Annotated in this window: 23 protein-coding genes; 17 read left to right on the top strand and 6 right to left on the bottom strand. The window is 68.2% G+C overall.

Annotated features, from left to right (window positions below):
* Positions 1-374 precede the first annotated feature (374 nt).
* The 3 genes from lnt to ABD210_RS23020 are packed head-to-tail and all read left to right on the top strand — an operon-like array spanning position 375 to position 3,257.
* Positions 375-1,940: an apolipoprotein N-acyltransferase gene (gene lnt, locus ABD210_RS23030; RefSeq protein ID WP_344114046.1), complete on the top strand. Its 1,566-nt coding sequence runs from the start codon at positions 375-377 to the stop codon at positions 1,938-1,940.
* Between the two features lie 25 nt (positions 1,941-1,965).
* Complete coding sequence (locus ABD210_RS23025; RefSeq protein ID WP_425552710.1) at positions 1,966-2,736, top strand: polyprenol monophosphomannose synthase; 771 nt, start codon at positions 1,966-1,968, stop codon at positions 2,734-2,736.
* A 5-nt stretch (positions 2,737-2,741) separates the two neighbouring features.
* A complete protein-coding gene (locus ABD210_RS23020; RefSeq protein ID WP_344114045.1) occupies positions 2,742-3,257 on the top strand; it encodes an FxsA family protein in 516 nt (171 codons plus the stop codon).
* 91 nt (positions 3,258-3,348) lie between these two features.
* Here the strand turns inward: ABD210_RS23020 and ABD210_RS23015 are convergent, their stop codons facing one another.
* Complete coding sequence (locus ABD210_RS23015; RefSeq protein ID WP_344114044.1) at positions 3,349-3,735, bottom strand: RNA polymerase-binding protein RbpA; 387 nt, start codon at positions 3,733-3,735, stop codon at positions 3,349-3,351.
* A gap of 236 nt (positions 3,736-3,971) precedes the next feature.
* Between ABD210_RS23015 and ABD210_RS23010 the strand changes: the two genes are divergently transcribed.
* The 4 genes from ABD210_RS23010 to ABD210_RS22995 are packed head-to-tail and all read left to right on the top strand — an operon-like array spanning position 3,972 to position 7,812.
* Positions 3,972-5,321 (top strand): efflux RND transporter periplasmic adaptor subunit, encoded by a 1,350-nt coding sequence (locus ABD210_RS23010; RefSeq protein ID WP_344114043.1) that lies wholly within the window; start codon positions 3,972-3,974, stop codon positions 5,319-5,321.
* The gene (locus tag ABD210_RS23005; protein ID WP_344114042.1) at positions 5,311-6,003 is read left to right on the top strand and encodes an ABC transporter ATP-binding protein; all 693 of its coding nucleotides are present in this window, start codon (positions 5,311-5,313) and stop codon (positions 6,001-6,003) included. Before ABD210_RS23010 ends, ABD210_RS23005 begins: the two co-directional genes overlap by 11 nt.
* On the top strand, positions 6,003-7,232 hold the full coding sequence (locus tag ABD210_RS23000) for an ABC transporter permease (protein WP_344114041.1): 1,230 nt from the start codon (positions 6,003-6,005) through the stop codon (positions 7,230-7,232). Before ABD210_RS23005 ends, ABD210_RS23000 begins: the two co-directional genes overlap by 1 nt.
* A gap of 13 nt (positions 7,233-7,245) precedes the next feature.
* Complete coding sequence (locus ABD210_RS22995) at positions 7,246-7,812, top strand: hypothetical protein (protein WP_344114040.1); 567 nt, start codon at positions 7,246-7,248, stop codon at positions 7,810-7,812.
* A 179-nt stretch (positions 7,813-7,991) separates the two neighbouring features.
* Here the strand turns inward: ABD210_RS22995 and ABD210_RS22990 are convergent, their stop codons facing one another.
* Together ABD210_RS22990 and ABD210_RS22985 are read right to left on the bottom strand one after the other, a co-directional pair.
* Complete coding sequence (locus ABD210_RS22990; RefSeq protein WP_344114039.1) at positions 7,992-9,365, bottom strand: MFS transporter; 1,374 nt, start codon at positions 9,363-9,365, stop codon at positions 7,992-7,994.
* A 101-nt stretch (positions 9,366-9,466) separates the two neighbouring features.
* Positions 9,467-10,219, bottom strand: coding sequence for a glycerophosphodiester phosphodiesterase family protein (locus ABD210_RS22985; protein WP_344114038.1), 753 nt, complete (start codon positions 10,217-10,219; stop codon positions 9,467-9,469).
* Between the two features lie 300 nt (positions 10,220-10,519).
* On the opposite strand from ABD210_RS22985, the gene ABD210_RS22980 reads away from it, so the two are divergent.
* On the top strand, positions 10,520-11,662 hold the full coding sequence (locus ABD210_RS22980) for an aminotransferase class V-fold PLP-dependent enzyme (protein WP_344114036.1): 1,143 nt from the start codon (positions 10,520-10,522) through the stop codon (positions 11,660-11,662).
* On the opposite strand, the gene ABD210_RS22975 is transcribed toward ABD210_RS22980, so the two are convergent.
* Positions 11,623-12,390, bottom strand: coding sequence for a GntR family transcriptional regulator (locus ABD210_RS22975; RefSeq protein ID WP_344114035.1), 768 nt, complete (start codon positions 12,388-12,390; stop codon positions 11,623-11,625). The genes ABD210_RS22980 and ABD210_RS22975 overlap by 40 nt on opposite strands.
* Before the next feature lie 115 nt (positions 12,391-12,505).
* Here ABD210_RS22975 and ABD210_RS22970 point away from each other — a divergent pair, with 115 nt between their 5' ends.
* The 9 genes from ABD210_RS22970 to ABD210_RS22930 all read left to right on the top strand — a co-directional run bounded on the left by ABD210_RS22970 (position 12,506) and on the right by ABD210_RS22930 (position 20,926).
* Positions 12,506-13,381 carry an NAD(P)-dependent oxidoreductase gene (locus ABD210_RS22970; RefSeq protein ID WP_344114033.1) on the top strand — a complete coding sequence of 292 codons (876 nt, stop codon included), beginning with the start codon at positions 12,506-12,508 and terminating at the stop codon, positions 13,379-13,381.
* The gene (locus tag ABD210_RS22965; protein WP_344114031.1) at positions 13,378-14,346 is read left to right on the top strand and encodes a carbohydrate ABC transporter permease; all 969 of its coding nucleotides are present in this window, start codon (positions 13,378-13,380) and stop codon (positions 14,344-14,346) included. Before ABD210_RS22970 ends, ABD210_RS22965 begins: the two co-directional genes overlap by 4 nt.
* Complete coding sequence (locus tag ABD210_RS22960; protein ID WP_344114030.1) at positions 14,343-15,221, top strand: carbohydrate ABC transporter permease; 879 nt, start codon at positions 14,343-14,345, stop codon at positions 15,219-15,221. The genes ABD210_RS22965 and ABD210_RS22960 overlap by 4 nt, the downstream gene beginning before the upstream one ends.
* A 13-nt stretch (positions 15,222-15,234) precedes the next feature.
* Positions 15,235-16,572, top strand: coding sequence for an ABC transporter substrate-binding protein (locus ABD210_RS22955; protein ID WP_344114029.1), 1,338 nt, complete (start codon positions 15,235-15,237; stop codon positions 16,570-16,572).
* Between the two features lies 1 nt (position 16,573).
* A complete protein-coding gene (locus ABD210_RS22950) occupies positions 16,574-17,761 on the top strand; it encodes a CaiB/BaiF CoA transferase family protein (protein WP_344114028.1) in 1,188 nt (395 codons plus the stop codon).
* Positions 17,758-18,537, top strand: coding sequence for an enoyl-CoA hydratase (locus ABD210_RS22945; protein WP_344114026.1), 780 nt, complete (start codon positions 17,758-17,760; stop codon positions 18,535-18,537). Before ABD210_RS22950 ends, ABD210_RS22945 begins: the two co-directional genes overlap by 4 nt.
* A 1-nt stretch (position 18,538) precedes the next feature.
* Complete coding sequence (locus ABD210_RS22940) at positions 18,539-19,378, top strand: amidohydrolase family protein (protein WP_344114025.1); 840 nt, start codon at positions 18,539-18,541, stop codon at positions 19,376-19,378.
* A gap of 11 nt (positions 19,379-19,389) precedes the next feature.
* Entirely contained in the window at positions 19,390-20,133 is a 744-nt protein-coding gene (locus ABD210_RS22935) for an RraA family protein (protein ID WP_344114024.1), read from the top strand.
* Positions 20,134-20,233: 100 nt separating this feature from the next.
* Entirely contained in the window at positions 20,234-20,926 is a 693-nt protein-coding gene (locus ABD210_RS22930; protein WP_344114023.1) for an aldo/keto reductase, read from the top strand.
* Positions 20,927-20,931: 5 nt separating this feature from the next.
* Here ABD210_RS22930 and ABD210_RS22925 read toward each other — a convergent pair whose 3' ends face one another.
* Positions 20,932-21,783 carry a carbohydrate ABC transporter permease gene (locus tag ABD210_RS22925; RefSeq protein WP_344114022.1) on the bottom strand — a complete coding sequence of 284 codons (852 nt, stop codon included), beginning with the start codon at positions 21,781-21,783 and terminating at the stop codon, positions 20,932-20,934.
* Complete coding sequence (locus ABD210_RS22920; protein WP_344114021.1) at positions 21,780-22,706, bottom strand: carbohydrate ABC transporter permease; 927 nt, start codon at positions 22,704-22,706, stop codon at positions 21,780-21,782. Before ABD210_RS22920 ends, ABD210_RS22925 begins: the two co-directional genes overlap by 4 nt.

The following is a 22,706-nucleotide window of genomic DNA, read 5'->3' as shown; positions in this document are numbered from 1 at the left end:
TCGCCGACTGGCGCCTTGCAAGCCGCTATCCGTCGAGCAACCCGGTAGCGGGACGGCCCAAAGCCGGTCGGCCCGGGTCGGGTCGGGTCGGCGGGGTCGGCTGGCAGGGTTCTCGCCGACTGGCGCCTTGCAAGCCGCTATCCGGCGAACAACCCGGCAGCGGGACGGCCCAAAGCCGGTCGGCCCGCTGCCGGCCCGCTGCCGGCCCGGGTCGGCCCCGCCGGGCCGCTGGTCATTTCCTGAGGACGGTTGGGGTCGCGATGCGGTCCGGCCAGCTTCCGGCTACTGACCGGATACATCTAGGTCCCCTGAACGTTGTACCGTCGTGCGACCGGCGACCGCCGGGCCGGTGAGGCTAGTAGGGGGTACTTGGAGTGGAGCGGCTGAAGGCGTTGGGGCGGCTGCTGCCCAGGCTGGTCGTCGCGGTCGCCGCCGGCGCCGTGCTCGGGCTGGCCTTCGAGCCCCATGACCATCCTTGGCTCGCGGTCGTCGCGATCCCACTCTTCCTGGCCGCGCTGAACGGTGTCTCGATGAAGGGCGGCCTCCTGATCGGCGCCGGCTTCGGCATCACGTACTACGCGGTGCTGGTGCCCTGGCTGAGCGTCATCGGTGGCGACGCCGCGATCGCACTGGCGGTCCTGGAGGGCCTCTTCTACGGCGTCTTCGGTGCCTTCGCGAGCCAGACCCTGAAGCACCGCCTCTGGATCCTCTGGGTGCCGTGCCTGTGGGTGGCGACCGAGTATGCGACCGCCTCCGTCCCGTTCGGGGGCTTCCCGTGGGGCCGGCTGGCCTGGGCCTTCGCCGATTCCCCGCTGGGCAAGCTCGCCTCGCTCGTGGGAATCCCGGGCCTCAGCTTCGCCGTCGCGCTGCTCGGCGTACTGGTCTATGCGGTACTGCGGCGCAGGAGCGCACTCAGCGTCCGGGCGGTCGCCCTGGTCGCCGGGATCGCGGTGGTCGGACTGAGCGCCCTGATCCCGCTGTCGACCGCCGGCAACGGCAAGACCGTGACCGCGGCGATGGTGCAGGGCAACGTGCCGGGCAAGGGGCTGGAGTTCCTCGGCCGGGCCCGGACGGTGACCCGCAACCACCTGTCCGCGACCCTCGATCTGCAGAAGCAGGTCGAGGCCGGCACGCAGATCAAGCCCGACGTGGTGATCTGGCCGGAGAACTCGACCGACATCGATCCGTTCCTGGACCTCGAGACCCGGCAGGACATCGAGCAGGCCGTCAAGGCGGTCGACGTACCGATCCTGGTCGGTGCGGTGCTGGAAGGTCCGGGCCCGAACGAGCGCCAGACCACCGGCATCGTCTGGGATCCCGTGACCGGTCCGGGCCAGATCTATGCCAAGCGGCACCCGGTGCCGTTCGGCGAGTACATCCCCTTCCGCGACCAGTTGCTGCCCTACATCAAGCGCCTGGAGATGGTCGGCCGGCAGACCGCACCGGGCAAGGTGCCGGGCGTCCTGCCGATCGGGGGAGTCACGTACGGCGACGTGATCTGCTTCGAGGTCGCCTACGACGGCGTGGTGGCCGACGTGATGAAGGGTGGCGCCCAGGTCCTGGTGGTGCAGACCAACAACGCGACGTACGGCGACACCGGTCAGCCCGAGCAGCAGTTCGCGATCACCCGGATGCGCGCGATCGAGACCGGCCGGACCGTGCTGATCGCCTCGACCAGCGGCATCTCGGGCGTGATCCGGCCGGACGGCACGGTCGAGCACAAGTCGAGCCAGTTCGTGCCGGACGTGTATGTCGCCTCGGTCCCGGTCCGCGACGGTAAGACGCTGGCCACCATGTTGGGTGGCTGGCCGCAGTGGATCTTGACCGGCCTGGGCATCATCGGAGCAGTGCTGGCGTTACTGGCGCGACGCAACCGCAAGGACCCCGATCCCGGCACCCCGCCGGCCGCGACGCCCAGCCGCGAAACCGTGCCGGTGTAGCACCGGAGCTAGGAGAGGCAGCAGCGTGAGTATGCCGGAGGGATTCGCCGATCTGGGCCGGATCCTGGTCATCATCCCGACGTACGACGAGGCCGAGAACGTCGAGCCCATCGTGGCCCGGGTCCGCGCGTCTGTGCCCGAGGCGCACGTGCTGGTCGCCGACGACAACTCGCCCGACGGCACCGGCGAGCTGGCCGACAAGTTGGCCGCGCACGACGACCACGTCCACGTGCTGCACCGCCTCGGCAAGGAAGGTCTCGGCACCGCCTACATCGCCGGTTTCCGCTGGGGCCTGACCAACGGGTACGGCGTACTGGTCGAGCATGACGCGGACGGATCACACCAGCCCGAGCAGCTCCACCGGCTGCTGGAGGCGCTCCGCGACGCCGACCTGGTGCTGGGATCGCGCTACGTCAAGGGCGGCGAAGTCCAGAACTGGCCGAGGACGCGCGAGATCCTCAGCCGCGGCGGCAACATCTACACCCGGCTCGCGCTGGGCGTCCCGTTGCAGGACGCGACCGGCGGCTATCGGGCCTTCCGGCGGGAGACCCTCGAGGGCATCGGCCTCGACCAGGTCGCCTCGGCCGGGTACTGCTTCCAGGTCGATCTGGCCTGGCGCGCGATCAAGTCCGGGTTCCGCGTCGTCGAGGTGCCGATCACCTTCGTCGAGCGCGAGCGTGGTCAGTCGAAGATGTCGCAGGCGATCGTGCTCGAGGCGATGGCCAGGGTCGGGCGCTGGGGAGTGGCCCACCGGGCCGCCCAGCTGCGCGGCCTGCTCAGGGGTAGGAGAGGCTGAAGACCATGCCGTGGTTCATCGCTGCTGCGTTGTTGTTGGTTCCGATCATCGAGATCTTCGTGATCATCCAGGTCGGTCAGGTGATCGGCGGCTGGCCTACGGTCGCGCTGTTGCTGGTCGAGAGCGCGCTCGGGGCCTGGTTGATCAAGCGGGAGGGCCGGCGCGCCTGGAATGCGCTGCAGACGGCTTTGCAGACCGGGCGGATGCCCGGCCGGGAGCTCTCCGATGCGGCCCTGGTCCTCGTCGGTGGCACCCTGCTGCTGACGCCGGGGTTCGTGACCGACATCTTTGGCTTCTTCTTCGTGCTGCCGTTCACCCGGCCGCTGGCCCGCAAGTTGCTGGCCGGGTTCCTGAGCCGCCGGATCGTCGCCCAACTCGGTGGGAACCCGCTGACCGGATTCATCCCCGGCGTCGGCCAACCACCCTTCGGCCGCCCGTACCCCAAGCAGCCGGGTCAGCAGCCGCCTGACGACGTGGTCGAGGGCGAGGTCATCGACCCCGACCGCCCGAAGGACAGCTAGCCCACCCGCCCTGGGGCCGGGCGCGAAGTACCCCGAGAACATGAGGAGGGGCCGTCACCGCGGGTACGGTGACGGCCCCTCCAGGGGTTGATCAGGCGCTGCGCTTGCTGCCGGTCGACCGGGCGCGGTGCAGGTGCGCCGGACCGATCTCGCCGGCCCGGAGCAGCTGGACCCGCTCGGCGAGCAGCTCCTCCAGCTCCGAGATGCTGCGACGCTCGCGCAGCATGTCCCAGTGCGTCCGGGCGGGCTTCTCCTGCTTCGGCTCCGGCTTCTCACCGGTCGAACGGGCGGCCTCGCTGCCGCAGTGCGGGCACTCCCAGATCGCGGGCACCTCGGCGTCGTGCGCCATCGTGACCTCGACCACATGGCCGCGCGGGCAGTCGTAAGTGATCATCTGGCGTGGCGCGAACTCCACGCCACGGTCATCCTCGAAGCTGACCCCACCCAGCCCCGAACCACGCAGAACGCGATTAGACATGTCAAACCTCCGAGATTCGTCATCCGAGCCAACGGTCGGCCGGCCCGGATCATTCCCATTTTGGCATGCCTGAGCCCCAGGTACGCACCTGACAGCACCGTCGTCACGCCCTGTCATCAGCTGTTCACAAATCACTGTGTGTCGCAGCCCACAGGCAATTCGAAGGCTGAGATTCACAGCGCGTTGCCAGGAATCACCGACTCATTCCTCAGCAACTGTCCCTAGCGTCTGCGTCCATGGTCCTCCCACGCCACAAACTCCGTGGCCTCAGCATGCTCAATGTGGCCCTGGTGGCCGTCGTCCTGGCCATCGCGGTCTCCGCCTACCTGCTCTTCTTCAAGAGCGACTCACCAGCCGCTGCGACGGCGCGCCCGGCGGTGGCCGTGGCCCGCGGCGACGTGACGGCGAGCGTGAGCTCGAGCGGAACGCTGGCCAGCCCGCAGACAGCGTCCCCGCAGTTCGCTACGTCCGGCACGGTCACCTCGATCCTGGTGAAGGTGGGGCAGGTGGTGGCCAAGGGCGCGGCGATCGCGAAGATCGACCCGTCCGCGGCCGAGCGCGCAGTACGGATCGCTGAGCAGAACCAGACCGCGGCGGCCGACTCCGTCAACGCCGCGGAGCAGACGCTCTCGGATGCCCAGGACGCCGCCGACGCGGCGGCGGCCACGCCGACGCCGACTCCGGCCACCGGGCAGTCCCAGGGGCAGAGCCAGAGCCCCGAGGTGGTTCTCAGCAACGCCAAGGCGGGTCTCGCGAAGGCGACGGCCGACAAGGAACAGGCCGACCAGAACCTCGAGGCCGCCCAGGCCGACCTGGGCGCGACCACTTTGAAGGCGCCGATCGCGGGCACGGTCACGGCGATCAACGGCACCGTCGGCTCGGTCGCCGGAGGGTCAAGCTCCGGTAGCAGTTCAGGCAGCACGGGCTCAGGCTCCAGTACAGGTCAAGGCAGCACCGCTACCTCGGGCAGCACGAGCACCGCCACCAGCGGCGGCTTCATAGACATCTCGGACCTGAAGTCCCTGCAGGTGGTCGCCGCCTTCCCCGAGGCCGACGCGATCAAGATCAAGGCCAATCAGTCCGCCACGGTCACGCTGAACGCCGAGCCCGGCACCAACATCACGGCGAGGCTGATCGCTGTCTCCCCGACCCCGACCACCACCAACGGGGTGGTCTCGTACTCGGCCACCTTCAGCCTCTCGAAGCTGCCGGCGGCAGCACGGATCGGTCAGACCGCGAACGTCTCGGTCCAGACCGCCAAGGCGACCAACGTCCTGTACGTGCCGAGCACCGCGATCGTCACCAGCGGCACGACCCACACGGTGACGATGGCCGACGGCGCCGGCACCAAGACGGTCCAGGTCGGCGTCCAGGGCAACAGTTTCACCCAGGTCACCTCGGGCTTGAACGAAGGTGACCGCGTCGAGCTCATCCAGGGCGCCATCGGCGCTGCGGGCGGCACCGGCGGCGCGGGAGGCGCCGGACAAGGCGGCCAGGGCCGGACGGGGCAGTTCCCAGGCGGTGGCGCCGGCGGCGGCGGACAGTTCCCCGGCGGCGCGGGCGGGGGCGCCAACCGTGGCAACTGACGCCGTCATCGACATCCGCAATGTCACCAAGACCTACGGCGCCGGTGAGACCACGGTGCATGCACTGAGGGGCGTGTCGCTGCTCGTGGAGGCCGGCGACTACGTCGCGGTGATGGGCTCGTCGGGGTCCGGCAAGTCGACCCTGATGAACATCCTCGGCTGCCTCGACGTGCCGACCAAGGGGCAGTACTGGCTGGACGGCACGGAGGTGGCCCGGCTGTCCGAGGATCAGCAGGCGCTGGTCCGCGGCCGCAAGATCGGGTTCATCTTCCAGTCGTTCAACCTGATCCCGCGGACCTCGGCGATCGCCAACGTCGAACTTCCGCTCACCTACGCGCATCTGCGCCGCTCCGAGCGTCGTCAGCGGGCTCGCCGGGCGCTCGAACTGGTCGGCCTGGCCGACCGCGAGGACCACCGGCCGAACCAGCTGTCCGGCGGCCAGCAGCAACGCGTCGCGATCGCCCGGGCGCTCGCGACCGGACCGCGGATCCTGCTCGCCGACGAGCCGACGGGAAACCTGGACGCGCACTCGACCGACGAGGTGCTCGGCATGTTCGACGAGCTGAACGCCGAAGGTCGCACTGTCGTGGTGATCACCCACGAGACCGAGGTGGCCGCGCGGGCCCGGCGGCTGATCATGGTCGCCGACGGGCGGATCGTGGCCGACGAGGTGACTCGCTGATGTCGCCTCGCGACCTGTTCGGCGCAGCCCTGCGCGGCCTCGGTGCGAACAAGATGCGCTCGCTGCTCACCGTCCTCGGCGTCGCCATCGGCGTCGGTGCCGTGATCGTTCTGGTTGCTGTCGGCAACGGCTCGGGGAAGGCGGTGCAGCAGCGCCTCGAGGCGATGGGCACGAACCTGCTCACCGTCTCGACGACCGGCGGTGGCGGTGGTTTCCAGCGCGGCCAGGCGGGTCCGTCCTCGCAGCAGTACAGCCTGACCATGGCGGACGCGACCGCCCTTGCCGACGACCGCCTCGCCCCTGACGTGGCCGCCGTCGCCCCGGTGATGACAAGCACCGGTACTGCGACCAACGGCGACGTCAGCTACACCATCAGCCAGGTGATCGGTACCACGCCGGAGTACATGCCGGCCACGAACACCCCGGTCGGCACCGGCAGTTCGTTCACCCAGCAGGACGTGGACACCTCGCAACGGGTGATCCTGCTCGGGCAGACGGCAGCCACCGAACTGTTCGGCCGGCCCAACAGCGCCGTCGGCCAGACGATCAAGCTCGGCGCGGTGGACTTCACCGTGGTCGGGGTGCTGGCCAGCAAGGACAGCACCGGGTTCACCGATCCGAACGCGTTGGCGATCGTGCCGATCAGCACGCTCCGGGCGACGCAGGCCGGCTACGGCGCGCTGAGCCAGATCGTGGTCCAGGCGGCTGACAAGAACACCGTCGACACCGCCCAGGCCGAGGTGACCCAGTTGCTGACGGCACGGCATCAGGTGCCGGCGACAACGACCTCGCCGTTCCGGATCACCAACTCCGCGCAGATCCTGCAGACCAGCCAGGACACCGCGGCGACCTTCACCGCGCTGCTGGCCACCGTGGCCGCGATCAGCCTGATCGTCGGCGGGATCGGTGTCACCAACATCATGCTCGTCACCGTCACCGAGCGGACCCGGGAGATCGGCATCCGCAAGGCGCTCGGGGCCAAGCGGCGCGCGATCCTCGGGCAGTTCCTGATCGAGGCGACGCTGCTGAGCCTGCTCGGCGGCACGGTCGGGATCCTCGCCGCACTGATCGTCAGCCGGTTCCAGTTGGCGGGCGTCCAGCCCGCGCTGGTGCCTTCGTCGATCGTGCTCGCCTTCGGCGTCTCCGCGGCCGTCGGCCTGTTCTTCGGCAGCATGCCGGCCCACCGGGCTGCCGGTCTCCGTCCCATCGATGCACTACGTCACGAATGAGAGAGGCTCACTCATGAGCACGCCCAACCAGAATCCCGATGACTTCGCGCAGATCGGCAGCGACGAGGAGGTCAATGCCGCACTGACACCCAAGAAGACGCTCAACCTGCCGGCCGCCACCGCAGTACTGGCCGGTGTCGTGGTACTGGCCGTCGGTCTCGCCGGTGGTGCCGGCCTGCATGCCGCCTTTGCCTCGAGCAGTACTACGACGACGCCGCAGGCCGGCCGTGGCGCCGGAGCCGGAGCAGCAGGTGGCGGGTATGCCGGCGGGTTCCGCGGTCAGGGGCAAGGAGGCGGCGGCCAGGGCGGCGCACCCGGTAGCGCCGCGATCGGCACGGTGGTCTCGGCGAGCAGCTCGCAGCTGGTCGTGAAGACCCAGAGCGGCGACGTCACGATCAAGCTCACCGGGGACACCACCATCGACATCACCAGCAAGGGGTCCGCCTCCGACCTCAAGGCAGGCGAACAGGTGGTTGTCAACGGTCAGACGTCCAACGGCACCCTCACCGCCAGCACGGTTCGCCAGGGCGGGGTCGCGCCCGGCGGAGGTGGCCGCCCGGGCGGCACGCCCTCCAACTGAACCAGCGGCACGCCCTCCAACTGAACCAGCGGCACGCCCTCCAACTGAACCAGGGCGCACCGTCCAGCTGAACCAGCGGCACACCGTCCGACCGGCAAGCTGATCGCCGTCCCCTGTCACGAGCGCACCTGCCCTCCCAGGCGCGCGACGGACAGGCGGCGGCGATCGTCGTCCGGCGGCTAGACCAGGGCGGGCTGGGCGTTGCCGGCCTCGGTGATGCCGCGGCGCATGTCGACGCGGGAGAGCAGCACCAGGCCGACCACGAAGAAGATGCCGAGAGCAACGATGGCCGGACGGTAGGAGCCGGTGAGCTGGTGCACCAGCCCGAAGACGAGGGTGCCGAGCCAGGACGTGCCGCGCTCGCCGGCCTGGTAGAGGCTGAAGTACTCCGCCTCGCGACCCCGCGGGATCAGCTGGCTGAAGGCTGACCGGGACAGCGCCTGGGTGCCGCCGAGCACGATGCCGATCGCGGCGCCCATCGCCAGGAACGGCACGATCTGGCGGGCGGGCAGCAGGAAGCCGGCCACCACGATCACCATCCAGACCACCAGACCGCCCATGATCGTGCGCTGGGTGCCGTACCGACGGGCGAACCGGCCGAACGCCAGCGCGCCGAAGAACGCGATGAACTGGACCAGCAGGATCGTCATGATCAGCACCTGGGTCTCGAACCCGAGCTGCTTCTCGCCGTACGTCGAGGAGACCGAGATGACGGTCTGGATGCCGTCGTTGAAGAACAGGTAGGCGACCAGGAACAACAGCGTCATCGGGTAGGTCCGCACGTGCCGCAGCGTCGAGAACAGCTGCCCGAAGCTCTGCTTGATCAGGTTGCCGCCGCCGACCGGGACGACGCTCACCGGCGGCCGGTTCTTCAGCCTCGCGTACGGGATGAACGTGAACAGGCCCCACCACAGTCCGGCGCTGAGCAGGCTGAGCCGCACGGCCGTGCCCTGGCTCATCCCGAGCGCGTCGTGCGCGGTGACGACGCCGAGGTTCAGGGTCAGCAGGATGAAGCCGCCGAGGTAACCGAAGGCCCAGGCGCGGGAGGAGACGTCGTCGCGGTCGTCGGGTCCCGCGATGTCGATCAGGATCGAGTCGTAGACCACGAGCGAGGAGCCGAGGCACAGGTTGCCGATGAACAGCAGCAGGGCTCCGAGCTGCCAGCGGCCGTCCCCGACGAACACCATGCAGCAGGCCGCCAGCGCGCCGGCCCAGGCGAACCCGCACATCAGCAGCTTCTTGCGCGGCGACCGGTCCGCGATCGCGCCGACCACCGGCAGGAACAGCGCGGAGATCAGGGTCGCCACGGTGACGACGTAGAAGGCGAGCGAACCGGGGGAGATGCCCAGCCCGAGCACCTGGAGATTGGTGTGGCACGGGTTGTCCGTCGTACCGACTCGTCCGCAGGCGGCGGTCTCGGCGACCGAGGTCAGGTAGGGCGCGAAGAGAACGGTGCCGACGGTGGTGACGTAGCCGGAGTTGGCCCAGTCGTAGAGGCTGAAACCCCAGTACTCCCGCTTGTCGACGGCGGCCGGGGCCGACAGAAATCCCATGCGGAGGAGTTTGGCAGGTGTCGGGATGACGCGGTGCGTTCTTCGATAACACTTCGGCTGACTGGTTCGTGAACGTCACCCGATGATCGAGGCGGCGACGTCTACTTCCACTGGCCGCGCTCGATCAGGACGTCGCGGAGGAGGTCTGTGCGGTCGGTGATCAGGCCGTCGACGCCGGCGTCGAGGAGGCGGTGCATCGCGGCTGGGTCGTCGATGGTCCAGACGTGGACCTGCTTGCCGAGGGCATGCGCGCGTCGGAGCAGGCCGGGTGTGAGCACTCTGATCCTGCCGAAGACCTCGGGGATCTGCAGGCACGCGCCCGGCGAGTTCAGCCGGAACGGCGCGAATCTCAGCCGGGCGATCTCCTGCTGGCCGAAGCCGGTCGCCAGCCGTTCGCCGAGCTCGCGCCGGATCCGCCAGACCCGGGCCTGGGAGAACGACGACACGCAGACCTGGTCGATCGCGTCCATCTTCCGCAGCACCTCGGCCGTCGGCAGTACGCCGTTGTCGGCCTTGATGTCGAGGTTCAGCCGGATCGCGGGGAAGCGCTCCAGCACCTCGGACAGCAACGGGATCGGCTCATGTCCGTTGATCCGGGCCTTCTTCACCTCGGACCAGGGGAGTTGCGAGATCACCCCGGCCCGGTCGGTGACCCGGTCCAGCCGATGGTCGTGGAAGGCGATCACGACGCCGTCGGAGGTCGCGTGCAGATCGGTCTCCAGATACCGGTACCCGAGGCCGACCGCGTGCTCGAACGCGTGCATCGAGTTCTCGTAGCCGAGATTGGCCGGGTGCAGCGCGCCGCCGCGGTGGGCCATCGCGATCGGCCCCTCGTGATCGAGGTAGGGATACACATCCGGAAGTATGGTCGAGCGGCGGTGCCGACCCCTTGTAGGCCTCTCGTTGTCAGAGTTACGGTCACCGCAACCCGCGCGCTTCGACGGCACTTATCCGGGCAACGCAGGGTGCCCGAGTCCGACGTGCCCCCTGCGCCCGACGTGTACCGCGAGCGGTGGGGCACTATGCGGTCCCCGACCTCCCGAGCCGGGGACCGCGTGCCCGCCCAGGACCCGGACCAGCCGAACGCGCTCGCACCTGCCCGAGCCGTGGACCGTGTGGCCGGCGCGGGCCGACGGGTCGGTACCGTTGGCGCGGTGACTGACCTCAACCCGCCCCGCCCCGATCTCTGGTCACTCGATCCCGGTGTCCTGCACCTGAACCACGGCTCGTACGGCGCTGTGCCGCGACGGACCCAGGAACTCCTGGCCCGGCTGCGCGCGGAGACCGAGACGAACCCGATGCTGTGGTTCCGCTCGGTCGCCGACAGACTCGCCGCCAGCCGACTAGAGCTGGCCGCGTACCTCCAGACCGATCCCGCCGGCTTCGCCTTGGTCCCGAACGCGAGCGCTGGTGTCACTGCCGCACTGGCAACCATTCCGATTCGCCCCGGCAGCCGCATCGTGCTGACCAACCACGCGTACGGCGCCGTGCGGTTCGCCGCCGAGCGCTTCGCCCGGCAGAACCAGGCCGAGGTCGTGGTCGTCGACGTACCACTGGAGTCCGACGACGACACGGTGGTCGCGGCGATCGGCGCCGCCCTGGATGAGCGGACCGCGGCGCTCATCGTCGATCACATCAGCTCGGCGACAGCGATGGTGTTCCCGATCCGGCGCCTGGTCGAGGCGTGCAAGGCGTACGACATCCCGACCATCGTCGACGGGGCCCACGCGCCCGCGCTGATCGATGCGCCTGCGGGGGATGGCGCCGATTTCTGGACCGGCAACTTCCACAAATGGCCTGCCGCGCCGCGGGCGACCGCCGGCCTCGTGGTCGCCGAGAAGTGGCGTTCCCGGACTCTGCCGCTGATCGTGTCCTGGTCCGAGTACGACGAGCGGTTGCCTGAGCGGTTCGACATGCAGGGCACGTACGACTACGCGCCCTGGATCGCGGCGCCGGAGTCGTTGCGAGTGCTGGCGGAGCTCGACTGGCCGCGTCGGCGGATGCAGCTGGCCAGCATGATCGACGAAGGCGCCAGGGTGATCGCGAAGGCGCTCGGCTCAGGCATTCCGGACGTGTCCAGTCCGGCCGCCACGATGCGGCTGGTGGAACTCCCGTTCAAGGGCGACCGGAAGCCGGCTGACGGGGAGGCGTTCAAGGTCCGCGCCTCCCGCGAGCTCAAGGCCGAGATCACCCTGACGGGATTCGACACCCGGGTCTTCATCCGTCTGTCGGCCCACGCCTACAACAGCCCCAAGGACTACGAACTCCTCGCGGAGCGCCTCCCGACGTTGCTCTGAAGGTCGTTGCCCTGACGATCGGTGCGCTGACGATCGGTGCGCTGACGATCGGTGCTCTGGGGATCGGTGCTCTGGGGATCGCTGAAAGAGCGCTCTCCGTGGACCGCCAGCTCGGCAAGGACGGCGGCGGGATCGCCGGCCTCGACCAGCTCGAGCAGGAAGCGGTGCCGAGCCACGTGCTCGTTCAGGTCCTCGTGGTAGTGCTCGCGCGCATACAGGTTGCGCGCCATGCAGAGCAGGAGTTGCTGCTGCACCGAGGCGTAGGCCTCCTCGAGCCGCCTGTGCCCGGCGAGCGCGACAAGGGACGAGTGGAACCGGTAGCCGGCCTGGACCAGGCTGCCCCGATCCTTGGCCGCCGCGCAGCGTTCCATCTCCACGATCGCCTCCTGCGCGACCTCCAGGCGGTCCGGGTACCGGACCGGGACGCCGAGCTCGATGGCCAGCCGCTCCAGCGCCGAGCGCAGGGTGAGGATCTCGAACACGTCCTGATCGGTCAGGGTGGCGACCATCGAGCCGCGGCGCGGCCGGGTCACGATCAGCCCTTCCTGTTCGAGCACCCGGAGTGCCTCGCGCAGCGGCGGACGGCTGATGCCGAGCTGCTCGGTGAGGCGTTCCTCGATTAGCCGCTCACCCTCGGCCAGCTCGCCCGCCAGAATCATCCGGCGGATCGCGTTGGCCGCCAGCTGAACCAGACTCAGCGACTCCAGTGCACCCTGCGGCTCGCTCATACCCACCCGACCCACCCGACTCCCAGCTAGCCCGACCCGACCCGACCAATTGTCGCCGCCGATCTTGTCAGCGTCGACTATCTATTGTAGACAATAGTTCATAGACAGCGGCCGGGTGAACTGGAGGCGTTCCGTGGCCCAAGAAATCACGTCAGAAACGACCCGCCTGGGCTTCGTCGGGCTGGGCAATCTCGGCAAGCCGATGGTGCGGGCTCTGCAGCGCGACGGCTGGTCGATCGCGGTTCACGACCGGGATCCCGCCCGGGCGTCGGAGCTCGAAGGGATCCGAGTCGTCGATGGTCCGGCTCAGCTGGCGGACTGCGGTGTCATCGCGCTGGCGGTGCCCGACGACGACGCAGTCAGCGAGATTCTCGGTGAACTGGTCCCGCTCCTGGCGGCGGGATCAGTCGTCCTGATCCACAGCACGATCCTGCCGGGCACGGCGAAACGCCTTGCCCAGCAGGCGGAACGAGCCGGGCTCGGGTTGCTCGACGTACCCGTCAGCGGGGGAGCGGAGAGAGCGCTCACTGGTTCTCTGACCGTGATGGCCGGTGGTCGGGCGGACGTGCTGGAACGGGTCAGGCCTGTGCTCGACTCCGTCGCCGGCGAGGTGATCCATGCCGGACCGGCCGGCGCCGGCGCGGCGGTGAAGCTCGCGAACCAGTTGATGATGTTCGCCGCGCTGGCCGGAGTACAGGAAGCGCTGGAGTTGGCCGGGGCGTACGACGTGCCTGAGCGGATGGTGCTCGACGCGGTGTCGACGAGCACGGGCGAGTCGTGGATCACCCGGAACTGGGGATTCTTCGACGACGTCGCGGCCGCCTATGACAGCGCCGGCACACCGGTCCGGGACCGCCCGTGGAGCAAGGACCTCTGGGACATCGTCGCAGCGGCACGAGATCGCGCTCTCCCGTTACCGGTCGCGGGTCTGCTCGCGCAGCATCTGGCCGGCAAGGTCGAGGACCACGCGCACAAGGGAGCAGGCTCATGAAGAGCTCCCGCACCCGGCGAGTGGGGCTGGCGGAAAAGATCTCCCGGACCGGCCGGACGGGCCTTGCGGGGAAGAGTTCCCGCACCGGCCGCGAGGGCCTGACGGCCTATCTGTTCCTGAGCCCGTGGCTGGCCGGGATGGTGCTGCTGACCATCGGCCCGATGCTGTACTCCGCCTATCTCGCGTTCACCAACTATGACCTGCTCAGCGCGCCGCGGTGGATCGGCCTGGACAACTTCAAGCGGATGTTCACCGCGGACCCGCGGTACATCTCGTCCGTCAAGGTCACCCTCGTGTACGTCGCGGTGTCCGTGCCGTTGCTGTTGATCGTCTCGATGGTGCTGGCGCTGCTGCTGAACAAGGGAATCAAGTTCCTCTCCGGCTATCGGGCGCTGTTCTACCTGCCCTCGCTGATGGGGGCGAGCGTCGCGATCGCGGTGCTCTGGCGGCAGATCTTCGGCAGCACCGGCCTGGTGAATCAGGTGCTCAGCTTGTTCGGGATCTCCCACGGCAGCTGGGTCGGGAGTCCAGGCACCGCGCTGTGGACGATCGTCACGCTGAACCTCTGGGCGTTCGGCGCGACCATGATCATCTTCCTGGCCGGACTCCGGCAGGTCCCTGCGGAGCTTCACGAAGCGGCAGCGGTCGACGGAGCCGGGCCGATCAGGAGGTTCTTCAGCGTCACGCTGCCGTTGATGACACCACTGATCTTCTTCAACCTGCTGCTCGACACGATCCACGCGTTCCAGGCGTTCACCGGTGCCTTCGTGGTCAGCCGCGGCTCGGGTGGACCCGCCGACTCGACCTTGTTCTACACGCTCTACCTGTATCAGCAGGGCTTCGCCGAGCTACGGATGGGCTACGCGTCGGCGATGGCCTGGGCGCTCGTGATCGTCCTGGCCGCCTTCACCGGCTTCCTCTTCCTGACTGCCCGGCGCTGGGTCTACTACGGAGACGAACGATGACGACCGTGTCGATCACCCGCCCGCTGTTCGGCCGGCGCCGGACCCGCAACCCCTTCGTCATCGGACTGCTCCGGCACGCCGTGCTGATCGCAGTACTGATCGTGATGCTCTATCCGGTCGTGTGGATGGTGGCGGCTTCGTTTCGGCCGTCGGCCGAGGTGATGAACAGTCTCGGCCTGTTCTCGAAGAACTACACGCTGGACAACTACAAGCACGGCTGGAGTGCGGGGCAGCTGAACTTCTCCCGCTACTTCCTCAACTCGATAGCGATCACCGCGCTTTCGATCGCGGGCAACCTGTTCTCCTGCTCGCTGACCGCCTACGCGTTCGCGCGGCTGGAGTTCCCGTTCAAGCGGGTGCTGTTCGGGTTGCTGCTGGCAACGATGCTGCTGCCGTACCACGTCACCCTGGTCCCGCAGTACATCCTGTTCAACCAGCTGGCCTGGATGAACACCTATTTGCCGCTGGTGGTGCCGAAGTGGCTGGGCGTCGAGGCCTTCTTCATCTTCTTGATGGTGCAGTTCATCCGGACGCTGCCGCGAGAGCTCGACGACGCGGCCCGGATCGACGGCTGCGGTCACTGGCGGACGTTCAGCCGGATCATCATGCCGCTGGCGCTGCCGGCCATCGGCACCACCGCGTTGTTCACCTTCATCGCCAGCTGGAACGACTTCCTCGGACCGCTGCTTTATCTGAACCGGCCGGAGCTGTGGACCGTCTCACTTGGCCTGAACTCGTTCCTGGACGTGACCGGGGAGTCGGCCTACGGCTCGCTGTTCGCCATGTCCACCCTCGCCCTCGCGCCGATCGTGGGGTTCTTCCTGGGCGCTCAGAAGCTGCTCATCGAAGGCGTCGCGACCACCGGCCTCAAGTGATCAGGAGACTACGATGAAACGACTCGGTACGGCGGCCCTGGCGTGCGCGGCACTGCTGGTGGTTGCCGGATGCAACGGCACCTCGGTGACCGGCAGCGGCGCCACCGACGGTGTCGCCGCGCAGGACGGCAAGGGGGAAGTGAAAGGCAGCCTTCAGCTGACCTTCTGGGGCGGCGCGAACCGCGCAGCCAAGACCAACGCCGTCGCGGACATGTTCGTCAAGGCCCACCCCGGCATCACCATCGACCGCCAGAACGCGGACTTCGGGAACTACTTCAACAAGCTGAACATCCAGGCCTCCAGCAAGACCCTGCCTTGTGTGATGCAGTTGCAGGGCAGACAGCTGAACGACTACACCAAGCGCAAGGTGCTGCTGCCGCTCGACCCGATGATCGAGTCGGGCGCCATCAAGGTCGACGACATACCGAAGTCCGTTGTCGACACTGGCCGAGGCCCCGACGGCAAGCTGTACTTCCTCCCGTACGGCGCCGCGTACGACGCGGTCGGGGTGAACGCGAGCCTCGCGGAGCAGGCCGGTGTCGGCCTGCCGCCCGACGGCTACGACTGGAAGCAGTACACGGACTGGATGACCCGGGCGAAGGCGAAGCTCCCGGCAGGCACCTTCGCGGCCGGCTCGCGCGGCGGGCTGCCGAACTACTTCATCGCCTACAACCTTGCCAACGGCAAGCAACTGTTCACCGACGACGGCAAGCTCGGGTTCACCAAGGAGACCTTGGTCGAGTACTGGACCATGTGGGAGAACCTGCGCAAGGCAGGCGTCACGATGAGCGCCGACACCCAGGCGGACGAGCCGGAAGGTGCCGAGCAGGGCTTCATCGCGCAGGGCAAGCTGATGACCGACAGCATTCCCGGCAACGCGCTGACCCCGGCGTCGGCGACGCTGGCGACCAAGGGTGGCGGCCAGAAGCTGACCACGCTGCCGATGCCGTCCGGGCCGAGCGGCTCGGGCAACGCGATGTTCACCTCCGGCTTCGCGATCCCGACGAACTGCGACAACGTGCCGACCGCGGCAGCGTTCATCGACTTCTTCACCAACGATCTCGAAGCCGGCAAGGTGTTCAAGTCCGACAACGGCGCGGCCACCAACACCAAGGTGCTGGACGCACAGATCAAGGACCCGGCGCTGCCCGCCCTGAAGAAGCACGAACTGGAGCTCTACGCCCAGATCGTGGCGAAAAAGCCCCCGACGATCCTCTACCCGCCGGGCTACCAGGCGACCTTCGAATCGGCGTACACACGGGCCTACGAGGAGGTCGCGTTCGGCAAGAAGACCGTGCAGCAGGCGGCCGACTCGTTCTTCACCGAGGCGAACGCGGGACTGGGTGGCTGACGTGGCGCCTGAATCACATGGGCCTGACGCAGGTGTTCCCGAAGGTGCTCTGGAGGGCCTGCGGGTGCTGGATCTGACCCAGGTGATGGCCGGGCCGTTCTGCACGATGCTGCTGGCCGATCTCGGTGCCGACGTGATCAAGATCGAGAACCCGGCGGCCGGCGACCAGACCCGCCGGTCCTGGGGCTACGCGGTGACCGGCGAGGACAGCCGCGCCTTCCTCGCTCTCAACCGGAACAAGCGCAGCGTCTGCCTGGACCTCAAGTCGGCCGCTGACCTGGCCGCGTTCCACCGGCTGGTGCAGTCAGCGGACATCGTGGTCGAGAACTTCCGCCCCGGCGTCACCAAACGCCTCGGCGTCGACTACGAGACCCTCGCCGCCCTCAATCCCCGGCTGATCTACGCCAGCGTGTCCGGCTTCGGCCAGACCGGCCCGTACGCCGATCGGCCCGGGTACGACCTGATCGCCCAGGCGATGTCCGGCGTCATGAGCATCACCGGTACGCCGGACGGGGTGCCGGTGAAGTGTGGGCTGCCGGTGGGGGATCTCGGCGCGGGCATGTTCTGCGCCTTCGGAATCGTCGCGGCCGTGCATGCGCGGGACCGGAACGGGCAGGGCCAGCACGTGGAGACGTCGTTGTTCGAGTCGGCGCTGGCGATGTCGGTCTGGGAGTCCACGGAGTACTGGGCGACCGGCCAGGTGCCGCAAGCGCTCGGCTCGGCCAACCGAATGTCCGCGCCCTACCAGGCCCTGCGGACGAAGGACGGGTACCTGACGCTCGGGGCGAACAACGAGCGCCTCTGGCAACGACTGTGCACGGCTCTGGAGGTGCCGCACCTGCTGGTCGATCCACGGTTCATCACCAACACGGACCGGATGGCTCATCGCGACGAGCTGGCCGCCGAGCTGGAGGAGCGGCTGGCCTCCGCGACCACCGAGGACTGGGTCACCCTGCTGCTCGACGCCGGCGTACCGGCCGGCCCGATCCAGGACTACCGACAGGTGCTCGACGAGGATCCACACGTCCGGGCGCGCGGGATGGTGCAGGAGATCGACCATCCGGTCGAGGGCCGGGTCCGGGTGCTCGGCTCGCCGGTGCGGATGAGCGGGACGCCCGCGCGGCTGCGGCGACATCCACCGCTGCTCGGCGAGCACACGGACGAGGTGCTCGCGGAGAGGACGTCGTGAGCCCAGCCGAACTGACGGTCGAGCGGGACGGCCAGATCCTGCGGCTGTGGTTGTCGAACCCCGGCCGGCGCAACGCCATCACCTGGGCCATGTACGACGGGCTGCTCGGCGTACGGGAGATCGTTGCCGCGGACCCCGGGATCCGGGTGGTTGTCGTTCGCGGCGCGGGTGGTGAGGCGTTTGCCGCCGGCACCGACATCCGGCAGTTCGCGGACTTCGAGACCGGCGAGCAAGGAGTCGAGTACGAGCACCGTGTCGGGGAGGTGGTGGCCAGCCTGCTGGAGATCCGGGTGCCGGTGGTCGCCGTGGTCGAGGGCCCGGCGGTCGGGGCCGGTCTGGCGATCGCGGCCTGCTGTGACCTGGTGGTTGCCACACCCGATGCGGTGTTCGGTGCTCCTGTGGCCAGGACGCTGGGGAACACGTTGCCGCCGGTGGTGCTGGCCAGACTGCAGCAGCGACTGGGAGCCGGCCGGACGATGGCGATGCTGCTGACGGCTCGGTTGCTTCCGGCAACGGAAGCGGCCGTGGCGGGATTCGTCAGCGAGATCGTCGATCCCGCGGCGCTGGACGAGCAGGTCGAGGGGCTGCTGCAGACGATCTGCGCGAACGCGCCGCTCACCCTGGCCGCTCTGAAGGAGGTCGAGCGGCGGATCGTGCACGGCGGCCCGGGCGCTGACGCCGACGACGTACTGGCCGAGGTGTATGGCAGCCGGGATTTCCGGGCCGGGGTCGCGGCCTTCCTGGCGCACCGGGCGATCGAGTGGGAAGGACGTTGAGATGCCGGTCATCGATGCACATCATCATTTCTGGCGGGTGGCTGCGCAGGACCAGCCGTGGCGGGACGACCGGCATGGCGCGATCGCGCGGGACTACACCCCGGGCGACCTGCGTCCCGAGCTGGCCGCGGCCGGTGTCGACGGGACGGTGTTGATCCAGTCCGTTGACGAGCCGCTCGAGAATGATCGGCTGAAGGCCTATGCGGTCGAGGCATCTTTCGTTCATGCAGTCGTCGGCTGGCTGCCGCTCTCGGATCCGGCCGCGGCCCGGGCCGAGCTCGAGCGGTCGAGGAATCCCTACCTGCGAGGCGTTCGCTGCCTGATCGGGCGGGATCCCCTGGACTGGCTCACCAAGCCGGACTCGATCGAGCTGTTCAAGGAACTCGCCGACGCGGGATTGAGCTGGGACGTCGTACCGGTCACCGCGGCACAAACGGCGGCGGTCACGGCGCTGGCGCACGCCGTACCGGACCTGCGGATCGTTGTCGATCATCTCGGTCGGCCGCCGATCGACACGGACGGCTGGGAGCCGTGGGCCGGGCAGCTCAAGCAGTTGTCGCAGTGTCCTCGGTTGGCGGTGAAGGTGTCGCTCGGGATCGATCTGCTGACGGCGTTGCCTGAATGGCCGGCCGACCTCGATCGCTACCTGCGCTGGGCCGTCGAGTGCTTCGGCGCGGAGCGACTGATGCTCGCCGGCAACTGGCCCGTGGTGTTGCTGCGGGCGGACTACCAGCAGGCGTGGAACAGCCTGCGGGGTGCCGTCGAGCGCGTGCTCGACGACCCGAACGAACTCGCGGCGGTGCTCGGAGGCACCGCCGCGCACTACTACCGGATCAACTGAAAGGTCTGTTGATGACTGTCACCGAAACTGCGAAGGCGAACGACCTGTCCAGCTTGTACCGGCACCTGCGGGTGGTGGACGTGGCCGACGCGCTCGACGGCATCGGGTACTTCGACATCGGGCTGATGTCGCCGGACGTGCGGCCGCTGTGGCTCGGGATGAAGTTCTGGGGCCAGGCCGCCACCATCCGGGCGGTCCCGTCGAACCGGCCGATGTGGAGGCTCGACAGCACCCAGGACATCGTCGAGGCGCACCGGATCTGGTTCGAGGAGACCGGCAACGTGAAGCTGCCCGGCGACCTGCCGCCCGGCCACGTCGTGGTGATGGACGCCGGCGGTGGCAAGGAGGTCGGCTTCTGGGGCTCGGAGAACGGCATGGGCGCGATCAAGAACGGTGCCGCCGGCATCGTCACCGACGGGTACTGCCGCGACACCGCGGAGATCACCGCGCAGCGCACGCCGATCTGTTCGAAGGCGCGGGGGCGCACGATCATCCCCGGCCGGATCAAGGTGGTCGAGACCCAGACCACCATCGCCTGCGGCGGTACCCAGGTGAGCCCCGGGGACATGGTCGGCTGTGACGACGACGGCGTGATCGTCGTACCGGGAGAGGTCGCTGAGGAGGTCGCCGTACACGCCAGGGCGATCCTGCTGGCCGACATGCGGGCGCGGCGTAAGCACTACGACGCGCTCGGGATGAAGCCGGACAGCTCCGTCGACTTCGACGCGGTCGAGCGGTACTACGCGGACCTGTAGTCCCGCCGGCTTGTAGGCGATTGCACAACCGGAGCCGACTCCGCTAATGTGGAGGCGGCTCCGGTTAGCGGGTCATCGGTGCGGAACGGAAGAGGTCGCCATGACACAGGACACGGTCACCATTGGTGCGGACCTGGTGGTGAACAGAGTCGGCTACGGTGCGATGCAGCTGACCGGCAAGCAGGTGTGGGGCGAGTACCCGGACCGTGAGGGCGGCATCGAGCTGCTGCGCGCGATCGTGGACGCCGGGGTGACCTTCATCGACACCGCGGACGTCTACGGGCCGCACACGAACGAGATCCTCATTCACGACGCGCTCCACCCGTACCCCGAGGGTTTGGTGATCGCGACCAAGGGCGGCTTCGTGCGGGGCGGTTTCGACTACTCGACGCTGGGTGCCGTCGGCAACACCAACTACCTCAAGCAGAGCGCGCACCTGAGCGCGCGGCGGCTCGGCGTCGACCAGCTCGATCTGTACTACCTGCACAGCGGCCGCGCGACCGATGTGCCGTTCCAGGAGCAGGTCGGCACGCTGGCAGAGCTTCGCGAACAGGGCCTGATCAAGCACATCGGGCTGTCGAACGTCACTCTCGAGCAGTTCCGCCAGGCGCAGCAGATCGTCGAGATCGCCGCCGTGACCGCGCACTACAACGTGACTATGCGGACCGGTCAGGACCTGTTCGACGCGGCCGAGAAGACCGGCGTGGTCGAGCACGTCCGGGAGAACCTCGCCGCCGAGTCCATCGAACTGACCGGCGACGAGCTCCGGGCCATCACCGCGGTAGCCGACTGAGGATCTCAGCCCTTCACGGCGCCCGAGGTCATGCCGGCGACGATCTGGCGGTTGAAGAAGAGGTACATCACCAGCGGGGGGATGGTGATCAGCAGGATGTTCATGAACAGCAGGTTGTACTGGGTGCTGAACTGGCTGGAGAAGTTGAACAGCGTCAGCTGAACGGTCGCGTTCTGGTCGCCGGGCAGGAAGTAGAGCGGGTTCACGAAGTCGTTGAACACGCTCACCGACTGAACCACGACGACCGTCACGATCACCGATCTCAGCAGCGGGAAGATCACGCGGAAGAACAGCCGCAGCGGACCGGCGCCGTCGATGATCGCCGCCTCGTCGAGCTCGCGGGGAATGGTGGCGACGAAGGCCCGGAACAACAGCACGCAGAACGACAGCCCGAACGCGATCTCGATCAGGATCAGCCCTCCCATGGTGCGGAACAGATGGAGCCCCTGCAGCACCCAGATCGTCGGGACGACGGCCGGCGGGATGATCAGGCCGGACAGCACCAGGAAGTTGATGAAGGGGTTCCATCGACTCTTGCGCCGCTGCAGGACGAAGCCCGCCATCGCCGCCAGCACCACCATGCCGGTCACGCTGGCCACCGTCAGGATCGTGCTGTTGATGAAGGCGATCACCAGCATGTAGTCGCGGGCCTCGATCACCTCGACGAAGTTCCGGACGAACTGGAACTGGTGCGGCCAGGAGAAGTCCAGCAAGGACGCCTGCTGCCGGTCCTTCACGGCGGTCAGCACGATGAACGCGAACGGGATGACGAACACGACGATCGAGGCGACGATCGCGACCGCACTGAGCAGGTAGTTGCGGCCCGGCTTGTGGTTGACCAGTTCGGCGGTGCTCACATGTCCACCTCCTTACGGTTGAGGAACCACGACAGCGGCAGCACGATCGCGGTGACCACGACGAACAGCACCACGTTGCCCGCGGTCGAGAGGCCGTAGAAGCCGGCCTGGTACTGCTTGTAGATGACCGAGGCGATCACGTCCGAGGTGAATCCCGGACCGCCGCGCGTCATCGCCCAGATCAGGTCGAACGACCGCAGTCCGCCGATCAGCGACAGGATGATCACCGTGACGGTGGCCGGACGGGACAGCGGCAACACGATCCGCCGGAAGGTCTCCCACGAACCGGCCCCGTCGACCCGGGCAGCCTCCATGTACTCGCGCGGGATCGACACGATGCCGGCGATGTAGATCAGGGTGGCCAGCCCGACGCCCTTCCACACGTCGACCAGCGCAACCGACAGCAGCGCGTACTTCGGGTCGGTCAGCCAGCCTGGCCCGTTGATGCCGATCACCCCCAGCGCTCCGTTGATCAGGCCGCGTTCGGGGTTCATCAGCACTGTGAAGGTGAGACCGACGCCGATGGTGCTGACCAGCACCGGGAAGAAGACCACGGACCGCAGGTAGCCGCGGCCGATGATCCGCGACGTCAGCAGGACCGCCAGCAGCAGCCCGAGGACGACCTTTGACGAGGACGTCAGCACGGCGAAGATCAGCGTGTTGGTGAAGCCCTTGACCAGCTGGGGCTCCTGGAAGAACAGCTTGAAGTTGTCCAGCCCGATGAACTTCGACTCGAACAGGCTCCACCGAGTCAGGCTGAAGTAGAGCGAGGCGAAGGTCGGGATGACGAACAGCACGCCGTAGATGATGGCGGACGGCAGGTAGAACCAGTTCGAGTACGGCGTGTAGACCTTGCCCCCGGTCGCGGGTGCGGCTGCGGGCGTGTCGGTGCGTGAGCGAGTGCGGATCGAGGTGATGGTCAC

The organism is Kribbella alba (assembly GCF_039529635.1).
In the GTDB taxonomy this organism is placed as follows: domain Bacteria; phylum Actinomycetota; class Actinomycetes; order Propionibacteriales; family Kribbellaceae; genus Kribbella; species Kribbella alba.
The sequence above is the reverse complement of the archived record's forward strand: the minus strand, read 5'-3'. Positions and strand labels throughout refer to the sequence as shown.

Bases quoted from the DNA above. Each gene is read 5' to 3' on its own strand.
- ABD210_RS23015 (WP_344114044.1), bottom strand. From the start codon at position 3,735: ATGTCTAATCGCGTTCTGCGTGGTTCGGGGCTGGGTGGGGTCAGCTTC.
- ABD210_RS22960 (WP_344114030.1), top strand. From the start codon at position 14,343: ATGACGACCGTGTCGATCACCCGCCCGCTGTTCGGCCGGCGCCGGACC.
- ABD210_RS22940 (WP_344114025.1), top strand. From the start codon at position 18,539: ATGCCGGTCATCGATGCACATCATCATTTCTGGCGGGTGGCTGCGCAG.
- ABD210_RS22995 (WP_344114040.1), top strand. From the start codon at position 7,246: ATGAGCACGCCCAACCAGAATCCCGATGACTTCGCGCAGATCGGCAGC.
- ABD210_RS23000 (WP_344114041.1), top strand. From the start codon at position 6,003: ATGTCGCCTCGCGACCTGTTCGGCGCAGCCCTGCGCGGCCTCGGTGCG.
- ABD210_RS22955 (WP_344114029.1), top strand. From the start codon at position 15,235: ATGAAACGACTCGGTACGGCGGCCCTGGCGTGCGCGGCACTGCTGGTG.
- ABD210_RS22935 (WP_344114024.1), top strand. From the start codon at position 19,390: ATGACTGTCACCGAAACTGCGAAGGCGAACGACCTGTCCAGCTTGTAC.
- ABD210_RS22930 (WP_344114023.1), top strand. From the start codon at position 20,234: ATGACACAGGACACGGTCACCATTGGTGCGGACCTGGTGGTGAACAGA.
- ABD210_RS22990 (WP_344114039.1), bottom strand. From the start codon at position 9,365: ATGGGATTTCTGTCGGCCCCGGCCGCCGTCGACAAGCGGGAGTACTGG.
- ABD210_RS23010 (WP_344114043.1), top strand. From the start codon at position 3,972: ATGGTCCTCCCACGCCACAAACTCCGTGGCCTCAGCATGCTCAATGTG.
- ABD210_RS22965 (WP_344114031.1), top strand. From the start codon at position 13,378: ATGAAGAGCTCCCGCACCCGGCGAGTGGGGCTGGCGGAAAAGATCTCC.
- ABD210_RS22975 (WP_344114035.1), bottom strand. From the start codon at position 12,390: ATGAGCGAGCCGCAGGGTGCACTGGAGTCGCTGAGTCTGGTTCAGCTG.
- ABD210_RS23020 (WP_344114045.1), top strand. From the start codon at position 2,742: ATGCCGTGGTTCATCGCTGCTGCGTTGTTGTTGGTTCCGATCATCGAG.